Source organism: Shumkonia mesophila (genome assembly GCF_026163695.1).
Taxonomy (GTDB): domain Bacteria; phylum Pseudomonadota; class Alphaproteobacteria; order Rhodospirillales; family Shumkoniaceae; genus Shumkonia; species Shumkonia mesophila.
Window position 1 is genome coordinate 339,911 of the sequence record NZ_JAOTID010000001.1, and the last position, 20,670, is coordinate 360,580.

Annotated in this window: 11 protein-coding genes; 6 read left to right on the forward strand and 5 right to left on the reverse strand. The window is 69.1% G+C overall.

Annotated elements, in window-relative coordinates:
* Nucleotides 1–6: 6 nt before the first annotated feature.
* The 3 genes from ODR01_RS01475 to ODR01_RS01485 all read left to right on the forward strand — a co-directional run bounded on the left by ODR01_RS01475 (nucleotide 7) and on the right by ODR01_RS01485 (nucleotide 5,376).
* A complete protein-coding gene (locus ODR01_RS01475; protein ID WP_316975815.1) occupies nucleotides 7–810 on the forward strand; it encodes an AAA family ATPase in 804 nt (267 codons plus the stop codon).
* Nucleotides 811–1,101: 291 nt separating this feature from the next.
* Nucleotides 1,102–2,256, forward strand: coding sequence for an efflux RND transporter periplasmic adaptor subunit (locus tag ODR01_RS01480; RefSeq protein WP_316975816.1), 1,155 nt, complete (start codon nucleotides 1,102–1,104; stop codon nucleotides 2,254–2,256).
* 18 nt (nucleotides 2,257–2,274) lie between these two features.
* Nucleotides 2,275–5,376, forward strand: coding sequence for an efflux RND transporter permease subunit (locus tag ODR01_RS01485; protein ID WP_316975817.1), 3,102 nt, complete (start codon nucleotides 2,275–2,277; stop codon nucleotides 5,374–5,376).
* Nucleotides 5,377–5,379: 3 nt separating this feature from the next.
* Here the strand turns inward: ODR01_RS01485 and aroQ are convergent, their stop codons facing one another.
* A complete protein-coding gene (aroQ, locus tag ODR01_RS01490) occupies nucleotides 5,380–5,832 on the reverse strand; it encodes a type II 3-dehydroquinate dehydratase (protein ID WP_316975818.1) in 453 nt (150 codons plus the stop codon).
* Between aroQ and ODR01_RS01495 the strand changes: the two genes are divergently transcribed.
* From ODR01_RS01495 to treY, 3 genes are read left to right on the forward strand one after another with little or no spacing between them, the layout of a single operon-like run.
* Nucleotides 5,819–5,998, forward strand: a complete 180-nt coding sequence (locus ODR01_RS01495) for a hypothetical protein (protein WP_316975819.1) — start codon at nucleotides 5,819–5,821, stop codon at nucleotides 5,996–5,998. The genes aroQ and ODR01_RS01495 overlap by 14 nt on opposite strands.
* A 60-nt stretch (nucleotides 5,999–6,058) precedes the next feature.
* A complete protein-coding gene (gene treZ / locus ODR01_RS01500) occupies nucleotides 6,059–7,906 on the forward strand; it encodes a malto-oligosyltrehalose trehalohydrolase (RefSeq protein ID WP_316975820.1) in 1,848 nt (615 codons plus the stop codon).
* A complete protein-coding gene (gene treY, locus ODR01_RS01505) occupies nucleotides 7,903–10,797 on the forward strand; it encodes a malto-oligosyltrehalose synthase (RefSeq protein WP_316975821.1) in 2,895 nt (964 codons plus the stop codon). Before treZ ends, treY begins: the two co-directional genes overlap by 4 nt.
* Here the strand turns inward: treY and malQ are convergent.
* From malQ to treS, 4 genes are read right to left on the reverse strand one after another with little or no spacing between them, the layout of a single operon-like run.
* Entirely contained in the window at nucleotides 10,750–13,005 is a 2,256-nt protein-coding gene (gene malQ / locus ODR01_RS01510; RefSeq protein ID WP_316975822.1) for a 4-alpha-glucanotransferase, read from the reverse strand. The genes treY and malQ overlap by 48 nt on opposite strands.
* Before the next feature lie 18 nt (nucleotides 13,006–13,023).
* On the reverse strand, nucleotides 13,024–15,171 hold the full coding sequence (gene glgX / locus ODR01_RS01515; protein WP_316975823.1) for a glycogen debranching protein GlgX: 2,148 nt from the start codon (nucleotides 15,169–15,171) through the stop codon (nucleotides 13,024–13,026).
* Nucleotides 15,168–17,384: a 1,4-alpha-glucan branching protein GlgB gene (glgB, locus tag ODR01_RS01520; protein ID WP_316975824.1), complete on the reverse strand. Its 2,217-nt coding sequence runs from the start codon at nucleotides 17,382–17,384 to the stop codon at nucleotides 15,168–15,170. Before glgB ends, glgX begins: the two co-directional genes overlap by 4 nt.
* Complete coding sequence (gene treS, locus ODR01_RS01525) at nucleotides 17,384–20,662, reverse strand: maltose alpha-D-glucosyltransferase (protein WP_316975825.1); 3,279 nt, start codon at nucleotides 20,660–20,662, stop codon at nucleotides 17,384–17,386. The genes glgB and treS overlap by 1 nt, the downstream gene beginning before the upstream one ends.
* Nucleotides 20,663–20,670: the final 8 nt, after the last annotated feature.

The window sequence follows — 20,670 nt, forward strand, 5'->3', positions numbered from 1 at the left end:
GGCGCCATGGCCAAACGTGGAAGTTCGCTGAACGCCCCTTTTCTCAGGCGGCTGTCGGTCGTCGAAGAACGGGTCGAGAAGGATTCGTTTCCGTTCAATCGTCTCCCCTATCTCGCGCGGCCCGACTTCTCGCTCGGCTTTTCGCGGCGGGTGACCTTTCTGGTGGGCGAGAATGGCGCCGGCAAATCGACGCTGCTCGAGGCAATTGCCGCGCTGTGCGACTTTCCCGCCGGCGGCGGGTCGCAGGACCATTGGCGGATCGAAAACGAGGACCCGTCCGCCAACCGGCTGATCCAGGCGCTGCGGCCGGAGTGGCTGCCGCGCGTGCGCTCGGGCTTCTATCTGCGGGCGGAAAGCTTCTTCAATCTTGCCGCCTACATCGATGACGTGGGCGACATCGATGGCCTCTATGGGGGACGGAAGATGCACGCCCAAAGCCATGGCGAATCCGTGCTGGCTTTGCTGGCGCACCGGCTTCGCAGCATGGGCCGCGGGATCATCCTGATGGACGAGCCCGAGGCGGCACTTTCGCCGTCGAGCCAGATGGCGTTCCTGGGCCTCCTTCGCGAGTGGGACCGCCTGGGGACCGTTCAGGTGATCGTTGCCACGCATTCGCCGATCATCATGTGCTATCCCGACGCCACGCTCTTCTGGTTCGATGGCCAGGGCATCGCCGAAACGACGGCCGAGCAGACGGAGCATTACCGCATCACCAAGGCTTTCCTGTCGAATCCGCCGCGCTATCTGGCGGAAATATTCGATGAAACGGACGCGGCGGAGCCCGAGGGAGCAGACGACCGCTGGGAATAGCCGCCGGCGTCGCCCCGTAATGGGCGGGGGCCGGAAAGGTCCGGACGCGACGGGGCGCCGGCGCCACTCCTTCACTCAAACGTCAATTGCCGCACTCCCCGAAACGTGCGACAAAATAGGCCGCGCGCGGGGCCGGCCGCATGCGGCGGACGGCGGTGGTGCGCCGGATATTTCTGGAACGATCGTGAACACGCCGATGCCTCGTCTCAACCGCGGGCGGGAAAGGGACGATGTGAATCCCCCCTCGCCATCCGTGAGCGCCGCCGCCTTCCTCGTCACCGCGAGGCCGGCATGAAGCGATCCTTCGTCCTTGTCGCCGTCCTGCTGCTGGCCGCCGCCGGCGGCTATGTCTATACCCACGGCATGCCGGCCCTGCCGTGGGCCGCCTCGGGCGGCGCCGCCAGGACGGCGCAGCCGGCGGGGCGCCCGGCCCTGCCCGTCACCGTCGCCCCGGTGGTCAGCCAGGCCGTTCCCGTCACGCTGGGCACCATCGGCACGGTGCAGGCCCGGGCCTCGGTCGCCATCCGCTCGCGGGTCGACGGGCAGCTGCTCAAGGCCTTCTTCACCGAGGGCCAGACGGTGAAGAGGGGCGAGATGCTGTTCGCGCTCGACCCGGCGCCGCTGGAAGCCCAGCTTCGCCAGGCCGAGGCCTTCCTGGCCCGCGACCGCGCCCAGCTGGACAACGCCCGCATCGAGATGGAGCGCTATCTGACGCTGGCCACCAAGGGCATCGCCACCCAGCAGAAGCTGGACGAGACGCGGGCCGCCGTGCACGCGCTGGAGGCCACCATCCGGGCCGACCTGGCGGCGGTGGAGGCGGCCCGGCTGCAACTGTCGTTCACCTCGATCGCGTCGCCCCTCGAGGGGCGGACCGGCAAGCTTCTGGTCGACCCCGGCAACCTGGTGAAGGCCAACGACGTGCCGCTGGTGGTCATCAACCAGATCCGGCCGATCACGGTGGCCTTCTCGCTGCCCGAGCGCCACCTGCCGGAAATCGGCCGGCGAATGCGCGAAGGGCCGCTGACGGTGGAGGCCCGGCTGCCCAACCTCGACCTGGCCCCGGCCAAGGGCACGCTCAGCTTCATCAACAACGCGGTGAACGTGGCGACCGGCACCATCGAGCTCAAGGCCACCTTCAAGAACGCCGACGAGCGGCTGGTTCCCGGCCAGTTCGTCGACGTGGTGCTGACCGTTTCGGTGCTATCCGACGCCCTGGTGGTGCCGGCCCAGGCGGTCCAGAACGGACAGAACGGCAACTATGCCTTCGTCGTCAAGCCCGACCAGACCGTCGAGATGCGCCCGCTTGCCGTGCGCACGCTGGACGACGGGCGGATGATCGCCGAGAGCGGGCTTAAGGCCGGCGAAACGGTGGTCACCGAGGGACAGATGCGCCTGACGCCGGGCGCCCGGGTTTCGGTCAAAACGGCCGCGCCCGGGACGGGCTGATACGGAAGGCCGCCGGCCATGAACGTTTCCGAACTGTGCATCCGCCGCCCGGTGATGACGTCGCTTCTGATGGTGGCGCTGCTGGTGTTCGGCTCCATCGCCTATGTGTCGCTGCCGGTCAGCGAACTGCCGACGGTCGACTTCCCGACCATTTCGGTTTCCGCCTCGCTGCCGGGGGCCGACCCGGAAACCATGGCCTCCGCCGTCGCCACGCCGCTGGAAAACGAGTTCGCCACCATCGCGGGGCTGGATTCCATCACCTCGACCAACACGCTCGGCCGGACCCGGATCACGCTGCAGTTCGCGCTCGATCGCGACATCGACGCCGCCGCCCAGGACGTCCAGGTCGCCATTTCCTCGACGTTGCGTAAGCTGCCCGACGAGATGACCGACCCGCCGACCTTCCGCAAGGTCAACCCGGCCGACGCCTCGATCCTCTATCTGGCGCTCAGTTCCTCGACGCTGCCGCTGACCACCGTCAACGAGTACGCGGAAACCATCCTGGCCCGCCGGCTGTCCACCGTCAGCGGCGTCGCCCAGGTGCAGGTGTTCGGCTCGCAGAAATTCGCGGTGCGCATCCAGGTCGACCCGGACGCGCTGGCGACGCGCGGCATCGGCATCGACGAGGTCGCCGCCGCCGCCCAGGCCGGCAACGTCAACCAGCCGACCGGCAGTCTCAGCGGCCCCTACCAGACGCTGACCATCCGCGCCTCGGGCAAGCTGATGGACGCCACCGCCTTCGCCCAGCAGATCGTCGCCTACCGCGAGGGCGCCCCGGTCCGGCTCAGCGACATCGCCACCGTCATCGGCAGCGTCGAGAACAACAAGAACGCCGGCTGGTACAACAACGCCCGGGCCGCCGTGCTGGCCATCCAGCGCCAGCCCGGCACCAACACGGTGCGCGTCGTCGACGCGGTGATGCGCGAGCTGCCGGCCTTCCGCGCCCAGCTTCCCGGCTCGGTCGAACTCGACGTCCTGTACGACCGCAGCGAGACCATTCGTGACTCGGTCGCCGACGTGCAGTTCACCCTGGTGCTGGCCGCCGGGCTGGTGGTGCTGGTCATCTTCCTGTTCCTGCGCAACCTGCCGGCCACCATCATCCCCAGCCTGGCGCTGCCCATCTCGGTGGTGGGGGCCTTCGGCGGCATGCACATGTTCGGCTTCAGCCTGGACAACCTGTCCCTGATGGCGCTGACGCTCTCGGTCGGCTTCGTGGTCGACGACGCCATCGTCATGCTGGAGAACATCGTCCGCCACGCCGAGCGCGGCGAGACCCGGCGCGAGGCCGCCTTCAAGGGGGCCCGGGAAATCTCGTTCACCATCATTTCCATGACGCTGTCGCTGGCCGCCGTCTTCATTCCGGTGCTGTTCATGGGCGGCATCCTGGGGCGCCTGCTCAACGAATTCGCCATCACCATCGTGCTGGCCATTTTCGTCTCCGGGTTCGTCTCGCTCACCCTCACCCCGATGCTGTGCAGCCGCATGATCGGCACCTCGAAGACCGCCCACCACGGGCGGGCCTACTGGCTGACCCAGAAGGGCTTCGACGTCATGCTCGCGGCCTATGCGGCCAGCCTCGGTTGGTGCCTTAAGCACCGGCGCATCGTGTTCGCCACGTTCCTGATGACCATCGTCGGGGCCGGCTATCTTTACGTCATCGTCCCCAAAGGATTCCTGCCGTCCGAGGACACCGGGCGCATCATCGCCTACACCGAGGCGGCCACCGACATCTCGTTCGACGCCATGGTCCGCAACCAGCAGCAGGCGGCGGCGATCATCGCCAAGGACCCCAACGTCGCCGCCTTCATGTCCTCGGTGGGGTCCGGCGGCCCGCGCGCGGCCGGCAATTCCGGCACCCTGTTCCTGACGCTGAAGCCCCGCCACGAGCGCGAGCTTTCGGCCGACGAGGTCATGCAGCAGCTGCGCCGCAAGCTTGCCGGACTGCCCGGCATCAACGTCTTCCTGCAGAACCCGCCTTCCATCCGCATCGGCGGCCGGCTCAGCAAGTCGCAATACCAGTACACGCTCCAGGACCTGGATCAGGAGCAGCTCTACGCCTCGGCCGGGCGGCTGGTCGAGGCGCTGTCCCGCGAGCCCACCTTCCAGGGCGTGACCAGCGACATGGACATCACCAGCCCCAGCCTCGACGTCCACATCGACCGCAACAAGGCCGCCGTGCTGGGCGTCACCCCGGCCCAGATCGAAACCGCGCTGGGCAGCGCCTATGGGTCGCGCCAGGTATCGACCATCTACACCGCGTCGAACCAGTATGCGGTGATCCTCGAGGTGGAGCCGGCCTACCAGACCGACGCCAGCGCGCTGTCCCGCCTCTACATCCGCTCCAGCAAGGACGTCCTGGTGCCGCTCACCGCCGTCACCACCATGAAGCACGGCTCCGCGCCGCTGGCCATCAACCACCAGGGCCAGCTGCCGTCGGTAACGGTATCCTTCGACCTGTCGCCGGGCGTCTCGCTGGGCGAGGCGGTGGATCGCATCGGCGAGGTGACGCGCGACCTCAAATTACCGGCGACGTTGAGCGGCAGCTTCTCGGGCACCGCCCAGGCCTTCCAGGATTCCTTCCGCGGCCTCGGCATCCTGGTGGTGATGGCCATCCTGGTGGTCTACATCGTGCTGGGCATTCTCTATGAAAGCTACGTCCACCCCCTGACCATCCTGTCGGGCTTGCCGTCGGCCGGCCTGGGGGCGCTTTTGACCCTGCTGCTGTTCGGGGAGGAGCTCAACCTTTACGGCTTCGTCGGCATCATCATGCTGATCGGCATCGTCAAGAAGAACGCCATCATGATGATCGACTTCGCCTTGCAGGCGCAGCGGCGCGACGGCATGGCCGCCGCCGAGGCCATCTACGAGGCCTGCCTGGTGCGCTTCCGCCCGATCATGATGACGACGATGGCGGCCTTCGTCGGCACGCTGCCCATCGCGGTGGGCTTCGGCCAAGGCGCCGAGGCGAGAAGGGCGCTCGGCCTCGCCGTGGTCGGCGGCCTGGTGGTTTCCCAGCTCCTCACGCTCTACCTGACGCCGGTGATCTTCCTCTACTTCGACCGCCTGCAAGGCGCGCGCATGCCGCGCCGCCGGCGCGAAGCCGCCCAGCCCTCGGCCTAAAGCCTACTTGGCCGGCTTCGCCTTCAGGCGCTTGGCGAAGGCCTCCAGCGCCAGATCGTAGCCCTGCGAGCCCAAACCGCAGATCATGCCGACCGAGACCTTGGAGATGTAGGACAGGTGGCGGAAGGTTTCGCGCTGGTGGATGTTCGACAGGTGAACCTCGATGACCGCCATCTCGGCCGACGAGATGGCGTCCATGAGGGCGACCGAGGTGTGGGTGTAGGCCCCGGCGTTGAGCACGATGCCGGCGAACTTGCCGCGCGCCTGCTGGACCCAGGTCACCAGCTCGCCCTCGCTGTTGCTCTGCCTGCAGACGACCTTGAGGCCGAGCTTGCGGCCGTGCTCGACGCAGCGCTTCTCGACATCGGCCAGCGTCTCGCGGCCATAGATTTCGGGCTGGCGGGTTCCCAGCAGGTTGAGGTTGGGGCCGTTCAGAAGAAGAATGGACGTCGCCATGGGCGTGCTCCTTTGTGCGGCCGGATGCCGTCAGCCCGGCATCCGTTCAGGCGGGGAAACCATACAACGCCGCCGGATTGTCGACCAGCACCTCGCGGAAGCCGCCCAGCAGCGCAGATTGTTCACGGATAATGCCGCCGCCCTCTACGGATTTGCGCTCGCGTAGGCTCCCCGACCGGCCCATTTGAGAAGGGACGCCGTCCGACCGCCTCGAGGGAGGTTCGCCGTGAGCCGTTTCATCCATCGTATGCCGTTCGGTGCCGAAACCGGCGCCGGGGGAACCCGTTTTCGCCTGTGGGCGCCGGACGCCGAGGAGGTTTCCCTGCTGATCGAGCGCAGCGCGGAGGAAGGGACCATCGAGGTGCCGATGGCCGCCTTCGAAGACGGCTGGCGCGAGGCGCGGCTCCCCGACGCCGGCCCCGGCAGCCACTACCGGTTCCGCGTCGACGGCGGCCAGGCCGTACCCGATCCCGCCTCGCGCTTCCAGCCGGCCGACGTGCACGGCCCCAGCGAGGTCATCGATCCGCTGGCCTATCCCTGGCGGCATTCCGACTGGCGCGGCCGTCCGTGGGAGGAGAGCGTCTTCTACGAGCTTCACGTCGGCGCCTTTACCGCCGAGGGCACGTTTGCCGCCGCCGCCCGCCACCTCGAGGAACTGGCCGAGCTTGGCGTCACCGCCGTCGAGCTGATGCCGGTGGCCGACTGCCCGGGACGGCGCAACTGGGGCTACGACGGCGTCGGCCTGTTCGCCCCCGATTCCGCCTACGGCCGGCCCGACGACCTGAAGGCCCTTGTCGATGCCGCCCACGGGCTTGGCCTGATGGTTTTCCTCGACGTCGTCTACAACCACTTCGGCCCCGAGGGAAATTACCTCTCCGCCTATGCCGGGCGGTTCTTCGACCCCGCCCGCCAGACCCCGTGGGGCGCGGCCATCGCCTTCGATACCGAAGACAGCCGGCCGGTGCGCGACTTCTTCGTCAACAACGCCCTCTACTGGCTGGAGGAATACCGCTTCGACGGCCTGCGCCTGGACGCCGTGCACGCCATCGAGGATCGCTCCCGCCCCGACATCCTGGAGGAGCTGGCCGACGCCGTTAAGGCCGGTCCGGGGGCCGGGCGGCACGTCCATCTGGTGCTGGAGAACGGCCTCAATCAGGCCCATTACCTGGAGCGCGGGGGGGACGGCCGGCCGCGCCATTACGCCGCCCAATGGAACGACGACATCCACCACGCCTTCCATGTGCTGCTGACCGGGGAAACGCACGGCTATTACACCGACTTCGGCGACGATGCCGCCGCCCACCTCGGCCGCTGCCTGGCCGAGGGCTTCGCCTATCAGGGCGAGGCCAGTCCCTATTTCAAAAGCAGGCGCGGCGAGGCCAGCGCGCAGTTGCCCCCCACCGCCTTCGTCGGCTTCGTGCAGAACCACGACCAGATCGGCAACCGGGCGCTGGGCGACCGGCTGGGCACGCTGGCGCCGCCGGAGGCGCTTCGGGCGGCCACGGTGGCGCTGCTGCTGGCCCCGGCGGTGCCGTTGCTGTTCATGGGCCAGGAGTGGGGCGCCGCGCAGCCGTTCCTCTTCTTCTGCGACCTCGGCGACGCGCTGAAGGCGGCGGTGCGCGACGGCCGGCGGCGGGAGTTCGCCGACTTTCCCGCCTTCCGCGACGAGGCGGCCCGCGAGCGCATTCCCGATCCCACCGCCGAGGAAACCTTCCGCCGCTCGGTGCTGGTGCGCCCGGCGGCCGACGATGCCGCGGCCCTGGGGTGGCTCGACCTGCACCGCCAGTTGCTGTCGCTCCGCCGCTACGAGATCGCGCATCGGTTGGCGGGCGCCGCCGCCGGGCGCGTGCTCTGGCGGGCCGGGGCCGGCCTGATGGTGGCTTGGCGGCTGGGCGACGGCGCCCGGCTGACCATGATGGTCAACCTTGCCGCCGAACCGACCCCCGAGACCCCGCCGCGTGCGAGCGGGCGGCGGCTGTTCGCCACAGAAGACGACATCGGCCAGCCGGGGACGCCGCTTCCCGCGTGGTCGACCGCCGTCTTCCTCGCGGACGCCACGGCCGGGCCGGCATGAGCGCCGCCGACATCCCCGCCATTCCCAGGGCCACCTATCGCCTGCAGTTCCACGGCGGGTTCGGCTTCGCCGACGCGAAAGCCGTGGTCGATTACCTGGACCGGCTCGGCATCAGCCATCTTTATGCCTCGCCCTATCTCAAGGCGCGCGCCGGCAGCACCCACGGCTACGACATCGTCGATCACAACGCGCTCAACCCCGAGGTCGGCGACGAAGCGGCCTTTGCCGCCCTCTGCGACGCTTTGACGGAGCGCGGCATGGGCCAGATCCTCGACTTCGTGCCCAACCACATGGGGGTGGGCCTGGCCGACAACGCGTGGTGGCTCGACGTCCTGGAATGGGGCCGCCAATCGCCCCACGCCGAGGTCTTCGACATCGACTGGCGGCCCGCCCAGGCGGCGCTGCGCGGCAAGGTGCTGCTGCCCGTCCTCGGCGACCACTACGGCCGGGTGCTGGAAGCCGGCGAACTGCGGCTGTCCTTCGACGCCGGCGAGGGCTCGTTCTCGGTGTGGTATTACGGGCATCGCTTTCCCATCTCGCCGCGCCAGTACGCCGGCCTTCTCGATGCCGCCGTCCGGACTCTCGCCGCCGACGCCGATTCGGGCGGCCGCGAGATCGAACCGATCGCCGCCGGCTTTCACGATCTCCGGCGTCCGGCCCGCTCGGCCCGCGGTCGCGCCGCCCGCCGCGAGAAGGCCCGCTCGCTCCAGCAGCGCCTGGCCGCCGCCGTCGCCCGTCACCCCGCCCTGGCCCGCCACGTCGAAGCGGCGGTGGCGCGCCTTAACGGCACGCCCGGCGATGCCGCCAGTTTCGGCCCCCTGCACCGCCTGCTCGAAAGCCAGTCCTACCGTCTCGCCTTCTGGCGGGTCGCCGCCGAGGAGATCAATTATCGCCGCTTCTTCCAGATCAACGACCTGGCCGGGGTGCGCGTCGAGGTGCCGGCGGTGTTCGACGCCGTCCACGCCTTCGTCCTGCGCCTGATCGCCGAAGGCCGCATCCACGGCCTGCGCATCGACCACGTCGACGGCCTGTTCGACCCCCGCCGGTACCTGGAGCGTTTGCAGGCGCGGGCGCGCGCCGCCGCCGGCCTGCCCGACGGGCGGCCGTTCTACGTCGTCGTCGAGAAGATCCTGGCCGGCCACGAGCGCCTGCGCGAGGACTGGCCGGTGGCCGGCACCACCGGCTACGATTTCCTCAACCGGGTCAACGGCCTGTTCGTCGATGCCGCTTCCGAGCGGCCGCTGTCGCAGGTCTACCGGCGCCTCGTCGGCGGACCGGCCGACTTCGACGAGGTCGCCCATGAGGGCCGGCGCCAGGTCATGGACCTGGAGCTGGCCAGCGAACTTCGCGTGCTGGCCAACGGCTTCAACCGCCTGGCCGAGATGAGCTGGCTGACCCGCGACCACACCCTGGTCGGCCTGCGCCAGGCGTTGCGCGAGGTGGCGGCCTGTTTTCCGGTCTATCGTACCTATGTCGACGCCCGGGGGGCGACCGCCGACGATCGCCGCGACCTCGACTGGGCGCTGTCCCTGGCCCGCAGACGCAGCCGCCGCGCCGACAAGAGCGTCTTCGATTTCGTCCACGCCGCGCTGACCACCGACCTGGCGGCCGGCCGGCACGGCCCCTACCGGCGAAACGAGGTCCGGCGCCTGGCCATGAAGTTCCAGCAGTACACCGGCCCGGTCACCGCCAAGGGCGTCGAGGATACCGCGTTTTATCGGTTCAACCGGCTGATCTCGCTGAACGAGGTGGGCGGCGAACCGGCCCGTTTCGGCACCACCGCTTCGGCCTTCCACCATGGCATGCAGGAGCGGGCCCGCGCCTGGCCCCATGCCATGCTGGCCTCCGCCACCCATGACACCAAGCGCGGCGAGGACGCCCGGGCGCGCATCGACGCCCTGTCGGAGATTCCCGGCCTGTGGGAGCACCGGGTGCGGCGCTGGCGGACCCTCACGCGCCGCCTGCGGGTCGACGTGGACGGCCGCCCCGCCCCCGCCGCCAACGACGAATACCTGCTTTACCAAGCCCTGGTCGGCGCCTGGCCGGCCGAATTCCATGGCGCGGCGCCCCTCGACGCCGACGCGCTCGACGCGTTCCGCGAGCGGATCGTCGCCTACATGGCCAAGGCGGTGCGCGAGGCCAAGGTCCATTCCAGCTGGATCGACCCCGATCAGGCCTACGAGGCGGCGCTGGCCACCTTCATCGGCCGCCTGCTGGACGGCCGGCGGCGCAACCTCTTCCTCGACGACTTCCGGGCTTTCCACCGGCGGGTGGCGGAGTTGGGCGCCGTCAATGCGCTGGCCCAGGCCGTCCTCAAGCTGACGGCGCCGGGGGTGCCCGACTTCTATCAGGGCGGCGAACTGTGGGACTTCAGCCTGGTCGACCCCGACAACCGGCGCCCCGTCGATTTCGGCCTCCGGCGCCGGCTGCTCGACGACCTGTCGAGAATGGCCATCGGCGACGGCGTGGCGGACCTGCTGCGGACCTGGCCGGACGGCCGCATCAAGCTGTTCGTCCTCTGGCGCCTGCTGTCCATCCGGCGAGAGCACCCCGAGTTTTTTGCGGAAGGCCGTTACGAAGCGGTAACCGTGGCCGGCGGAAAGGCCGATCACGTGGTCGCTTTTGTGCGGCGGAATGCCGGCGCCGCGCTTCTGGTGGCGGTGCCCCGCCTGGCCTTCCGCCTCAGCGATACCGGGCGGCCCTTCCCTCTCGGTGCCGACGCCTGGGGAGACACCGCGCTCGCTTTGCCTGACGACCTCGCTTCGGGGGCGTGGTCCCATCTTTTCACCGGAGCACACCCGACCGCCGCCAGCGATGGCCGGCTGGCCGTCGCCGACCTGCTGTCAGTCCTGCCGGTCGCCGTCGCCCTGCGAACCGGGGTCGACGGCTAGGGGCGCCATACCGGGCCCGGCCCGGCCTTCGGCGGCCAGCATGGCGGCCAGCCGGCGAAGCCTGGGATCGGCCATCAGCGCCTCGACGGTCAGCGGCAGCCGGCGCTTCCAGTTGGGGTGCTCGTCGCGGGTGCCCGGCAGATTGGTCTGCTCGACGAGCCCCAGCACGTCTTCGGGCCTAACCATCAGCAGATGGGCCGGCGTGCGGGCCAGGAAGCGATAGGCGGAAAGCGCGATGTCGTCGGGCGACGGATGGCCGCCCTCGGGTAGCCCGCCATGGGCGTGCAAGGCGTCGGCGAGCGCGGTGCGATCCTCGACGCGCTCGCGCTTGGCGGCGCGCTCGGCCCCGGAAGAGGCGAGCAGGCCGAGCCGGGCCCGCGTCTCGATGTCGTGGCCGCTCCAGTAGCCGGGCAGCGGCGGCAGGTCGTGGGTGGCGACCGCGGCCAGCGCCAGTTGGGGATAGTGGGCCGGCGGCGTGAACCCGCCGTCGCCGCGCTCGAAATAAAGCAGCCGGTAGGACAGGATGCCGGCCTGGGCCAGGCGTTCGCGGAAGCCGTCGGGAACGGTGCCCAGGTCCTCGCCGATGACGACGCAGCCATGGCGCCGGCTTTCCAGGGCGACGATGCCAAGCAGGTCCTCCAGCGGGAAGCGCATGTACGCGCCCTCGGCCGGCGAGCCCCCGGCCGGAATCCAGAACTGGCGGGCCAGCCCCATCACGTGGTCGATGCGCACGGCGCCGGCATGGCGCATGTTGGCCCTGAGGAGGGCGATGAACGGCGCATAGGCCGCCTCGCCCAAGGCATGCGGATCGAACGGCGGCAGGCCCCAGCCCTGGCCGTCCGGATTGAAGGCGTCGGGCGGCGCGCCGATCTCGGCGCCGAACACCAGCGAATCCTGGTGGATCCACGCTTCCGCCCCGTCCGGCGACGCCCCCAGCGCGATATCGCGATAGAGCCCGATCGTAAGGCCGGCCTGCCGGCCCGCCTCGGCCGCCGCCGCCAGCTGGCGGTCGGCTTCCCATTGCAGGTAGAGGAAGAAGTCGACGGCTTCGGGCTCGGTCGTGCAAAACGCCGCCACGCCGGCGCCGTCGGGCCGCCGGCAGTCGGCCGGCCAGCTTCGCCAGTCGGGACCGAGGGCGGCGCTGAGTGCGTCGAAGGCGGCGTGCGCCGCCAGCTCCCCGCCGCCGCGGCGCGCAAAATCGCGGAAGGCGGCGCCGCGCTCGCTGCCGCCCTCCAGATGGCGCACCCTGAACCCGGCGAACAGGGTGCGCAGGGCGTCGAACTTGAGCGACGCCACCCCCTCGTAGTCGATCAGTTCCAGACGGGCCAGGGCGTCCCGCGTCCTGGCGAAGGCAGGCCCGGCGAAGCGTTGCCGAGCGGCCGGGTCGTCGGCCCAGTCGGGCACCGCCTCGACATCGATGAAGAGTGCGTTGAGGAATCCGCGGTTCGAGCCGTAATAGGGGCTGTCGTGGGTGGGCCTGGCCGGAAACAGGGCGTTCAGCGGGGTCACTCCGACGGCGCCGGCCCCGAGGCCGCCGGCGGCGCGGGCGAGGTCGGCCAGCGCGGTGAAGTCGCCGATCCCCCAATCGCCCGCGGAACGCAGCGCATAGGGCTCGACGGCCATGCCCCAGGCGCGGCCGCCGGCTTCCCACGCCGCCGGCAGGTGGCAGCGGGCCGGCGCCACGATGAGGGTCTGCGTGCATCCCTTGCGCCCGGCCACCGCCGGACCGTCCAGGCACAGCCGGTGATAGCCGAGCGGCAGCCCCGCCCCGAGGTCGAGGCGCACCGCCAGCAGCGGTTCGTCGTTCGGCCCCTCGGTCCGGCCTCCGGCCAGTTCGCCAGGGTGCGCCGACCCGGCGCGCCCGCCGCCGTCTTCGAATTCCAGCCGCCAGTCGAGCCGGACGTTGCCGGCCGCCGCCGCGAACAGGGCGTCGACGGCGACGGCGCCCTCGCCGGCGACGACCACCCGCACCGGATCGAGTGCCCGTTCCGCCCACCGGGCCTCGAGCGCCCTCAACACGGCCTCGGCGGCGGCCTCGTCCGCCGCCGGCCGGCCGAGGCCGGCCAGCAGGGCGGAAAGCGGCCCGGCGGCGACGGAATGGACCCGCCCGGTGATGTCGCGGTAGGTGGGCCCGATGCCGACGGCTTCGGCCAGCCGGGCAAGGAACGGGCCGGGTGGGGATGCCGGATGGGAAGGGTCGTCGGTCATGGCGATCCGCCCCTTGCCTTAAGCGGCATCCGTGCTGGCGTATTCGAACATCAGGAAGGTGCGGGGCGGCACGGTCACGCTGCCGCCCCTCGCCACCCGTGGGCCGCCGCCGGTGGGCGGATCGGCCGCCGTGTCGACGACGCACGCCCAGTCGCCGGGGCCGGAGGCGTTGGGCAGCCGGAAGGAGACCTCGATGTCGCCGGCGTTGAGCACGACAAGGAAGGTGACGTCCGGTTCGGGCTCGCCGGCCGACGTCAGATGGTAATCGCCGGCCTCGCCGCTCAGCAGAAAGCCGATGCAGTGGTTGGTCGGGGTCCGCCAGTCGGCTTCGCCGAACTCGCGGCCGTCCGGCCGCAGCCAGGTGATGTCCTTGATCTCGGTGCCCGGGATGATGCCGCCATGGAAGAAGCGCGAACGGCGGAAGACCACGTGGCGGCGGCGCAGCGCGATGAGGAAGCGGACGAACTCCCGCAACTGGCGGCCTTCCGAGCCGACGTCGTTCCAGTCGATCCAGCTGATCTCGGAATCCTGGCAGTAGGCGTTGTTGTTGCCGAGCTGGCTGCGGGCGAACTCGTCGCCGGCCACCAGCATGGGAACGCCTTGGGACACCAGCAGCGTGGCCAGGAAGTTGCGCATCTGTTGGAAGCGAACGCGCGAGATCGCCCGATCGGCGGTCGGCCCCTCGACGCCGCAATTGGCGCTGAAATTGTCGTTGGTGCCGTCCACGTTGTCTTCCTGGTTGGCCTCGTTGTGCTTCTTGGTATAGCTGACCAGGTCGTTCAGCGTGAAGCCGTCGTGGGCGGTGACGAAATTGATGCTGGCCCACGGCCGCCGGCCGCGCCGCTCGAACAGGTCGCTGGAACCGGTGGTGCGGGTGGCCAGTTCCGAAAGCTGGCCGGCGTCGCCCCGCCAGAAGCGGCGCACGGTATCGCGGTAGCGGTCGTTCCATTCGGCCCAGCCCGGCGGAAAGCCGCCCAGGCGGTATCCGCCCTCGCCCAGGTCCCACGGCTCGGCGATCAGCTTGACCCTGGACAGCGCCGGGTCCTGGCGGACGGCATCGAGAAAGCCGGCGTGCACGTGATATTGCTGGTCGTACTCGCGGGCCAGTGTCGTTGCCAGATCGAAACGATATCCGTCGACGTGCATCTCCTGGACCCAGAAGCGCAGCGAATCCATGACCAGCTGCAAGACCCGCGGATGGTGCGGGTTGAAGCTGTTGCCGCAGCCGGTGAAGTCCAGGTAATCGCGGTAGTTGTCGCCCTGCAGGCGGTAGTAGTTGCGGTTGTCGATGCCGCGGAAGCACAGCGTCGGTCCCAGGCGATCGCTTTCCGCCGTGTGATTGAAGACGACGTCCAGGATGACCTCGATGCCGGCGTCGTGCAGGACATGCACCATGGTCTTGAACTCGCCGAGGCCGCCCTCGGCCAGATAGAGGGGGTGCGGCGCGAAAAAACCGATGGAATTGTAGCCCCAGTAGTTGCGCTGGCCCTTGGCGGCCAGACGGTGCTCGTCGACGAAGGCGTGAACCGGCAACAGCTCGACGGCGGTGATGCCGAGGCCGCGCAGGTAGTCGACCACGGCCGGCGTGGCCAGGCCGGCGAAGGTGCCGCGGTTCTCGGTGGCAACCTCGGGATGGCGCATGGTCAGGCCGCGCACGTGGGCCTCGTAGAGGATGCTCTGCTCCCACGGCGTGCCCGGCGCCTTGTCGTTGCCCCAGGTGAAGGCGGTGTCGACCACCCGGCACTTGTAGGTGTACTTGGCGCTGTCGCGCGAATCGAACGACAGATCCTCCTTGGGATCGCCGACGCGATATCCGAACAGGGCGTCGTGCCAGCGGATGCCGCCGACCAGGGCCTTGGCGTAGGGATCGATCAGCAGCTTGTTGGCATTGAAGCGGTGTCCCTTGTCCGGCGCATACGGGCCGTGCACCCGATAGCCGTAGATCTGGCCGGGGCGGGCGTCGGGCAGATAACAGTGCCACGTCTCGTCGGTATATTCGGGAAGCTGGATGCGCTGGATCTCGCGATCGCCGTGTTCGTCGAACAGGCACAGTTCGACCTTCTCGGCGTTTTCCGAGAACAGCGCGAAATTGACCCCCTTGCCGTCCCAGTTGGCGCCGAGCGGATACGGACTGCCCGGCCACACCCGCATGCGCTTTGCGCTCATGCTTGTCCCTCGATGCCGCGTGGCCGCAGGATGAGAACGGCCAACGGCGGCAGGGTCAGGTTGACCGACCACGGATGGCCGTGGGCGGGCACGGCCTCGGCCTGGACGCCGCCCAGGTTGCCGACCCCGCTGCCGCCGTAGTCGGCGGCGTCGGTGTTGATGCATTCGACATAGAAATCGCCGCTCGGCACCCCGATGCGGTAGCCGTGATGGACCACCGGCGTGAAGTTGCAGACCACCACCGCCACCTCCTCCGGCCGCTTGCCGCGGCGCAGGAAGCTGACCACGCTGTTGTCGACATCCTGGCAGTCGATCCACGAGAAGCCGGCCGGCTCGAAGTCGACCTCGTAAAGGGCGGGCGCCGCCCGGTACAGCCGGTTGAGGTCGCCCACCAGCTGCTTGGCGCCGGCGTGCAGGGGATCGTCGAGCAGGTGCCAGTCCAGGCTGCGGTCGTGCGACCACTCGCGTTCCTGGGCGATGTCGGCGCCCATGAACAGCAGCTTCTTGCCGGGATGGCCGAACATGAAGGCGAAATAGGCCCGGAGGTTGGCGAACTTCTGCCAGCGGTCCCCGGGCATCTTGCCCAAAAGCGAGCCCTTGCCGTGCACCACCTCGTCGTGGGACAGCGCCAGCACGAAATTCTCGGTGAAGGCATAGAGCAGGCCGAAGGTCAGGTTGTTCGGGTGGTAACGACGATAGATCGGCTCCTTGGACATGTACTGCAGGGTGTCGTGCATCCAGCCCATGTTCCATTTGAGCCCGAAGCCCAGACCGCCGAGGTAGGTCGGCCGCGACACCATCGGCCAGGCGGTCGATTCCTCGGCCACCGTCGTCGCCCCGCCGTTCTCGCCGAAGATGACCTCGTTCATGCGTTTGAGGAAGGCCACCGCCTCCAGGTTCTCGTTGCCGCCGTATTGGTTGGGCACCCATTCGCCCGCCTTGCGACTGTAGTCGAGGTAGAGCATGGACGCCACGGCGTCGACGCGCAGGCCGTCGATGTGGAAGGAATCGATCCAGTAGCGGGCGTTGGCCAGCAGGAAGTTCGCCACCTCGCGCCGCCCGTAATTGTAGATCAGCGTCCCCCAGTCGGTGTGGCGGCCCTTGCGGGGGTCGGCGTGCTCGTAGAGATGGGTGCCGTCGAAGAGGCCGAGGCCGTGCTCGTCGGTCGGGAAGTGGCCGGGCACCCAGTCGATCAGCACGCCGATGTCGGCGGCGTGGCAGGCATCGACGAAGGCGCGGAAATCGTCGGGCGAACCGAAGCGGCTGGTCGGCGCGAACAGGCCGATCGGCTGGTAGCCCCACGAGCCGTCGAACGGAAACTCGGACACCGGCATCAGCTCGATGTGGGTGAAGCCCAGGTCGCGCACGTAGGGAACCAGTTCGCCGGCCAGCTCGCGGTAGGTCAGGTAGCGGTTCCCCTCCTCGGGCTTGCGCCGCCAGGAGCCGAGATGGACCTCGTAAACCGAGACGGGCGCGTCGAGCGCGTTGGTCTCGCCGAGGCGGCCGCGCCACAGCTCGTCGGTCCAGGCGAAGGGTTGCGCGGCGACGACGACGCTGGCCGTCTTCGGCGGCACTTCGGCGGCAAACGCGTAAGGATCGGTCTTCAGCGGCAGCAGCCGGCCATCCCCGGCCTTGATCTCGAACTTGTAGGGCTCGCCGGGGCCGATGCCGGGAACGAAGATCTCCCAGATGCCGAAGCTGTGGCGCAGGCGCATGACGTGGCGCCGGCCGTCCCAGCCGTTGAAGCCGCCGACCACGCTGACCCGCCGGGCGTTGGGGGCCCAGACGGCGAAGGCGACGCCGGCGACGCCTTCCAGCGTACGGGGATGGGCCCCCATCACCTCGTAGGCCCTGAGATGGTTGCCCTCGCCCAGGAGGTGCAGGTCGAAATCGCTGATGACCGGCGGGAAGCGGTAGGCGTCCTCGGCCTCCACCACCTCGCCGTTCCAGTCGACGCGCAGGCGATAGGCGAAGCGCTGGCGCCGCTTGCCCAACGGCCCGGCGAAGATGCCGGCGTCGTGAATGCGGGGCAGATCGGCGACGGTCGTGCCGTCGGCGGCGTCCACCACCGCCACCGAACGGGCGCCGGGCAGGCAGGCCCGAGCCAGGAGGCGGCCGCCCGAGGCTTCGTGCATGCCAAGCACGCCGAAGGGGTCTGCGTGATCGCCCGACGCCAGGGCATTAAGGGCGTTACGGTCGAGGGATTGGGGCATTACACCGGCTCCGTTTCATTCAGCAGGCGGGTCAAGCCGGCCAGGGGGATGCGCAGCCAGTCCGGCCGGTTCGCCGCCTCGTAGCCAATCTCGTAGAACAGTTTCTCGAACAGGAACAGCCGTAAGATGCGGGCCCGTCCGGCGGCGTCGGCCGGATAGGACGGGCAGTCGCCGATGACGGCCTGGTAATGGGCGAGGAAGGTTTCGGCCGTCCGGCGCTCCCACTCGGTGGCCAGCGGACGCAGCTTCTCCAGCAAATCGAGCTGCCCCGCCGCGTGTTCGAAAAGGGCGGCCCAGCTGGCGTAATTGAAGGAGCGCAGCATGCCGGCCACGTCCTTGAGCGGCGAACCCTTGGCCCGGCGCTGCGCCAAGGGGCGGGCCGGTTCGCCCTCGAAGTCGAGGATCTGCACGTCGTCCTGGGCGATGATCACCTGGCCCAGGTGGAAGTCGCCGTGCAGGCGGGTGCGGACGGCATCGAGGCGGGACGGCGCCAGATCCTTCAGGCGAGCGAGGATATCGTCGCGCCGGGCCAGCAGGCGGTCGATGTCGTCCTGCAATCCCGGCCCCGCCGCGGAGCGCGCCCGCTTGAGTGCCGCGAAGGCGTCGCGCGCCTGGCCGACGGCCTGGCGCGACCATTCCCGGAGATCCGCCGCGCCCGTCGGCTCGGGGGCGAAGGCCGGATCGCCGACATCGAGCGCGAAGGCCCGGTGCAGCTCGGCGGTCCGCTCGCCCAGGCGGCCCGCCATCAGCAGGAAGAGGGCGTGCGGGTCGCCTTCGCCGCCGGCCGTCCCCGCCTCGGGCTGGACGATCTGGGCGTCTTCGAGATGACGGCCGACGTGATCGAGGGTGAACGACCAGCCGTCGCCCAGATTGCGCACGAACTTCTGCAACACGGCCAAGGCCATCGTCTCGCCGCCCGTCGCGCGGTATTCGGCGGTCCCCAGCAACTGCGGCGAATGGGCATAGCCGGCGGTTTCGGTGAGGAAGCGGCCAACCTCCATCTCCGGGTGGCAGCCAACCTGCACCTGGCGATAGGCCTTGATGATCATCTCCTCGCCGACGATGACCGAGGTGTTGCTCTGCTCGCGCCCCAGGCGGCGAATCTCCATCGCCTTCACGTCGACGCCGGCCGGGAAAGCGGTGGTCGCGGCGAAGTCGAAGCGACCGCCGGCGGTGGCGAGGCCGCGGCCCTCGGCCATGGCGGCGACCAGGCGGCGCACCATCTCGCCGTCGGCCATGGCGTCATAAAGTACGCCGACCCGGGCGTTGCGGCGCACCCGGCACAGGATCGACGGCAGAAGCTGCGTCAGGGGATCGTCGGACATGCTTTCCCAGGCCACCGCGAAGGGCAGGAAATAGCGCTGGCTGGTGCCGTCCGCGAAGGTCGCCTCGAAGAGGCACAGCAGCCAGCCGGTCAGGGAATCGGGCAGTTCGGCGTGCTCGATCAGGTCGACCTTGACCAGCGTCTTGCCCTTGCCGGCGAACCACCGCTGATGGCTCAGGTATTCGGGCAGGATGCGCTCGGTCAGCGTCGCGCGAGGGCCGTCGGCGACCAGGCTCGCCCAGCCCTGCGGCAACACCAGGGTCAAAAGGTCGGGAACCGCCTTCGCGAAATCCTCGTGCCAGACCGGCGCCGCCGCCTCCTCGGCCAGCAGGAACCAATAGAAACCGTAAGCCGGCAAGGTGATGAAATAGGGCAGTTCGCCGATCGGCGGGAAGGCGCTGTTGCCCAAAAGCTCGACCGGCACCCGTCTGGCGAAGCCCGACATGTCGAGCTCGGCCGGCTGCGCCGAGCGCGACAGGTTGGCGATGCAGAGGATCGTTTCGCTTTCGTACTGACGCAGGTAGGCCAGCACCTTGCGGTTGCCCGGATAGAGCAGCGTCAGGCTGCCCCGCCCGAAGGCGCGGTGCGCCTTGCGCACGGTCAGCAGGCGGCGCACCCAGTTGAGCAGCGAGGCCGGATTGCGGGCCTGGGCTTCGACGTTCACCGCCTGGAAGCCATAGACCGGGTCCATGATGGAGGGCAGGAAAAGCTGCGGCGGATCGGCCTTGGAAAAACCGCCGTTGCGGTCGGGCGACCACTGCATGGGCGTGCGCACGCCGTCGCGATCGCCGAGAAAGATATTGTCGCCCATGCCCAGTTCGTCGCCGTAGTAAAGGACCGGCGTGCCGGGCATGGAGAGCAGCAGGCTGTTCAAGAGCTGGATCTTGCTGCGGTCGTTGTCCAGCAGCGGCGCCAACCGGCGGCGGATGCCGACGTTGATGCGGGCCCGGGGATCGGCGGCGTAGAAGCGCCACAGATAGTCGCGCTCGCGGTCGCTGACCATTTCGAGCGTCAGCTCGTCGTGGTTGCGAAGGAAGATGGCCCACTGGCAGGTGTCTGGGATGTCCGGGGTCTGGCGCAGGATGTCGGTGATCGGATGGCGGTCCTCCTGGGCCAGCGCCATGTAGATGCGCGGCATCAGGGGAAAGTGGAAGGCCATGTGGCATTCGTCGCCGTCGCCGAAATAGGGGCGCACGTCCTCCGGCCACTGGTTGGCCTCGGCCAGGAACATGCGGTCGCTGAAGTTCTTGTCCAGCCAGGCGCGCAACTGCTTCACCACGCCGTGCGTCTCGGCGAGATTCTCGTTGTTGGTGCCGTCGCGCTCGACCAGATAGGGGATGGCGTCGAGCCGCACGCCGTCGACCCCGGCGTCGAGCCAGAACTTCATGGCGCTCTTCACCGCCCTCATGACCCGCGGGTTGTCGAAATTGAGGTCGGGCTGGTGCGAGAAGAAGCGGTGCCAGTAGTAGGCCTTGGCCTCGGGGTCCCACGCCCAGTTGGACGCCTCGGTGTCGGTGAAGATGACGCGGGTGCCGGAATACTTCTGGTCGCTGTCGCTCCACACATAGAAATTGCGCCACGACGAGCCGGGTCCGGCCTTCCGGGCCCGCTGGAACCACGGATGCTGGTCCGAGGTGTGGTTGATCACCAGCTCGTTGATCACCCGCATGCCCCGGGCGTGCGCGGCCCGCACGAACTGGCGGAAATCTCGCAGCGTGCCGTAGGCCGGATTGACGTTGTTGTAGTCGGCGATGTCGTAGCCGTCGTCGCGCAAAGGCGAGGGATAGAACGGCAACAGCCACAGCGCGGTGACGCCCAGGCTTTCCAGGTAGTCGAGCTTCTCGGTCAGTCCCGCGAAGTCGCCGATGCCGTCGTTGTTGGCGTCGAAGAAGGCCTTGACGTGCACCTCGTAGACGATGGCGTCCTTGTACCAGAGCGGATCATCGGAAATCATCGCGTTCC

What these genes read in the sequence shown, in the direction of transcription:
- ODR01_RS01475 (WP_316975815.1), top strand. Translation starts at nt 7, where the DNA reads ATGGCCAAACGTGGAAGTTCGCTGAACGCCCCTTTTCTCAGGCGGCTG.
- ODR01_RS01480 (WP_316975816.1), top strand. Translation starts at nt 1,102, where the DNA reads ATGAAGCGATCCTTCGTCCTTGTCGCCGTCCTGCTGCTGGCCGCCGCC.
- ODR01_RS01485 (WP_316975817.1), top strand. Translation starts at nt 2,275, where the DNA reads ATGAACGTTTCCGAACTGTGCATCCGCCGCCCGGTGATGACGTCGCTT.
- ODR01_RS01495 (WP_316975819.1), top strand. Translation starts at nt 5,819, where the DNA reads ATGGACGTCGCCATGGGCGTGCTCCTTTGTGCGGCCGGATGCCGTCAG.
- aroQ (WP_316975818.1), bottom strand. Translation starts at nt 5,832, where the DNA reads ATGGCGACGTCCATTCTTCTTCTGAACGGCCCCAACCTCAACCTGCTG.
- treY (WP_316975821.1), top strand. Translation starts at nt 7,903, where the DNA reads ATGAGCGCCGCCGACATCCCCGCCATTCCCAGGGCCACCTATCGCCTG.
- malQ (WP_316975822.1), bottom strand. Translation starts at nt 13,005, where the DNA reads ATGACCGACGACCCTTCCCATCCGGCATCCCCACCCGGCCCGTTCCTT.
- glgX (WP_316975823.1), bottom strand. Translation starts at nt 15,171, where the DNA reads ATGAGCGCAAAGCGCATGCGGGTGTGGCCGGGCAGTCCGTATCCGCTC.
- glgB (WP_316975824.1), bottom strand. Translation starts at nt 17,384, where the DNA reads ATGCCCCAATCCCTCGACCGTAACGCCCTTAATGCCCTGGCGTCGGGC.
- treS (WP_316975825.1), bottom strand. Translation starts at nt 20,662, where the DNA reads ATGATTTCCGATGATCCGCTCTGGTACAAGGACGCCATCGTCTACGAG.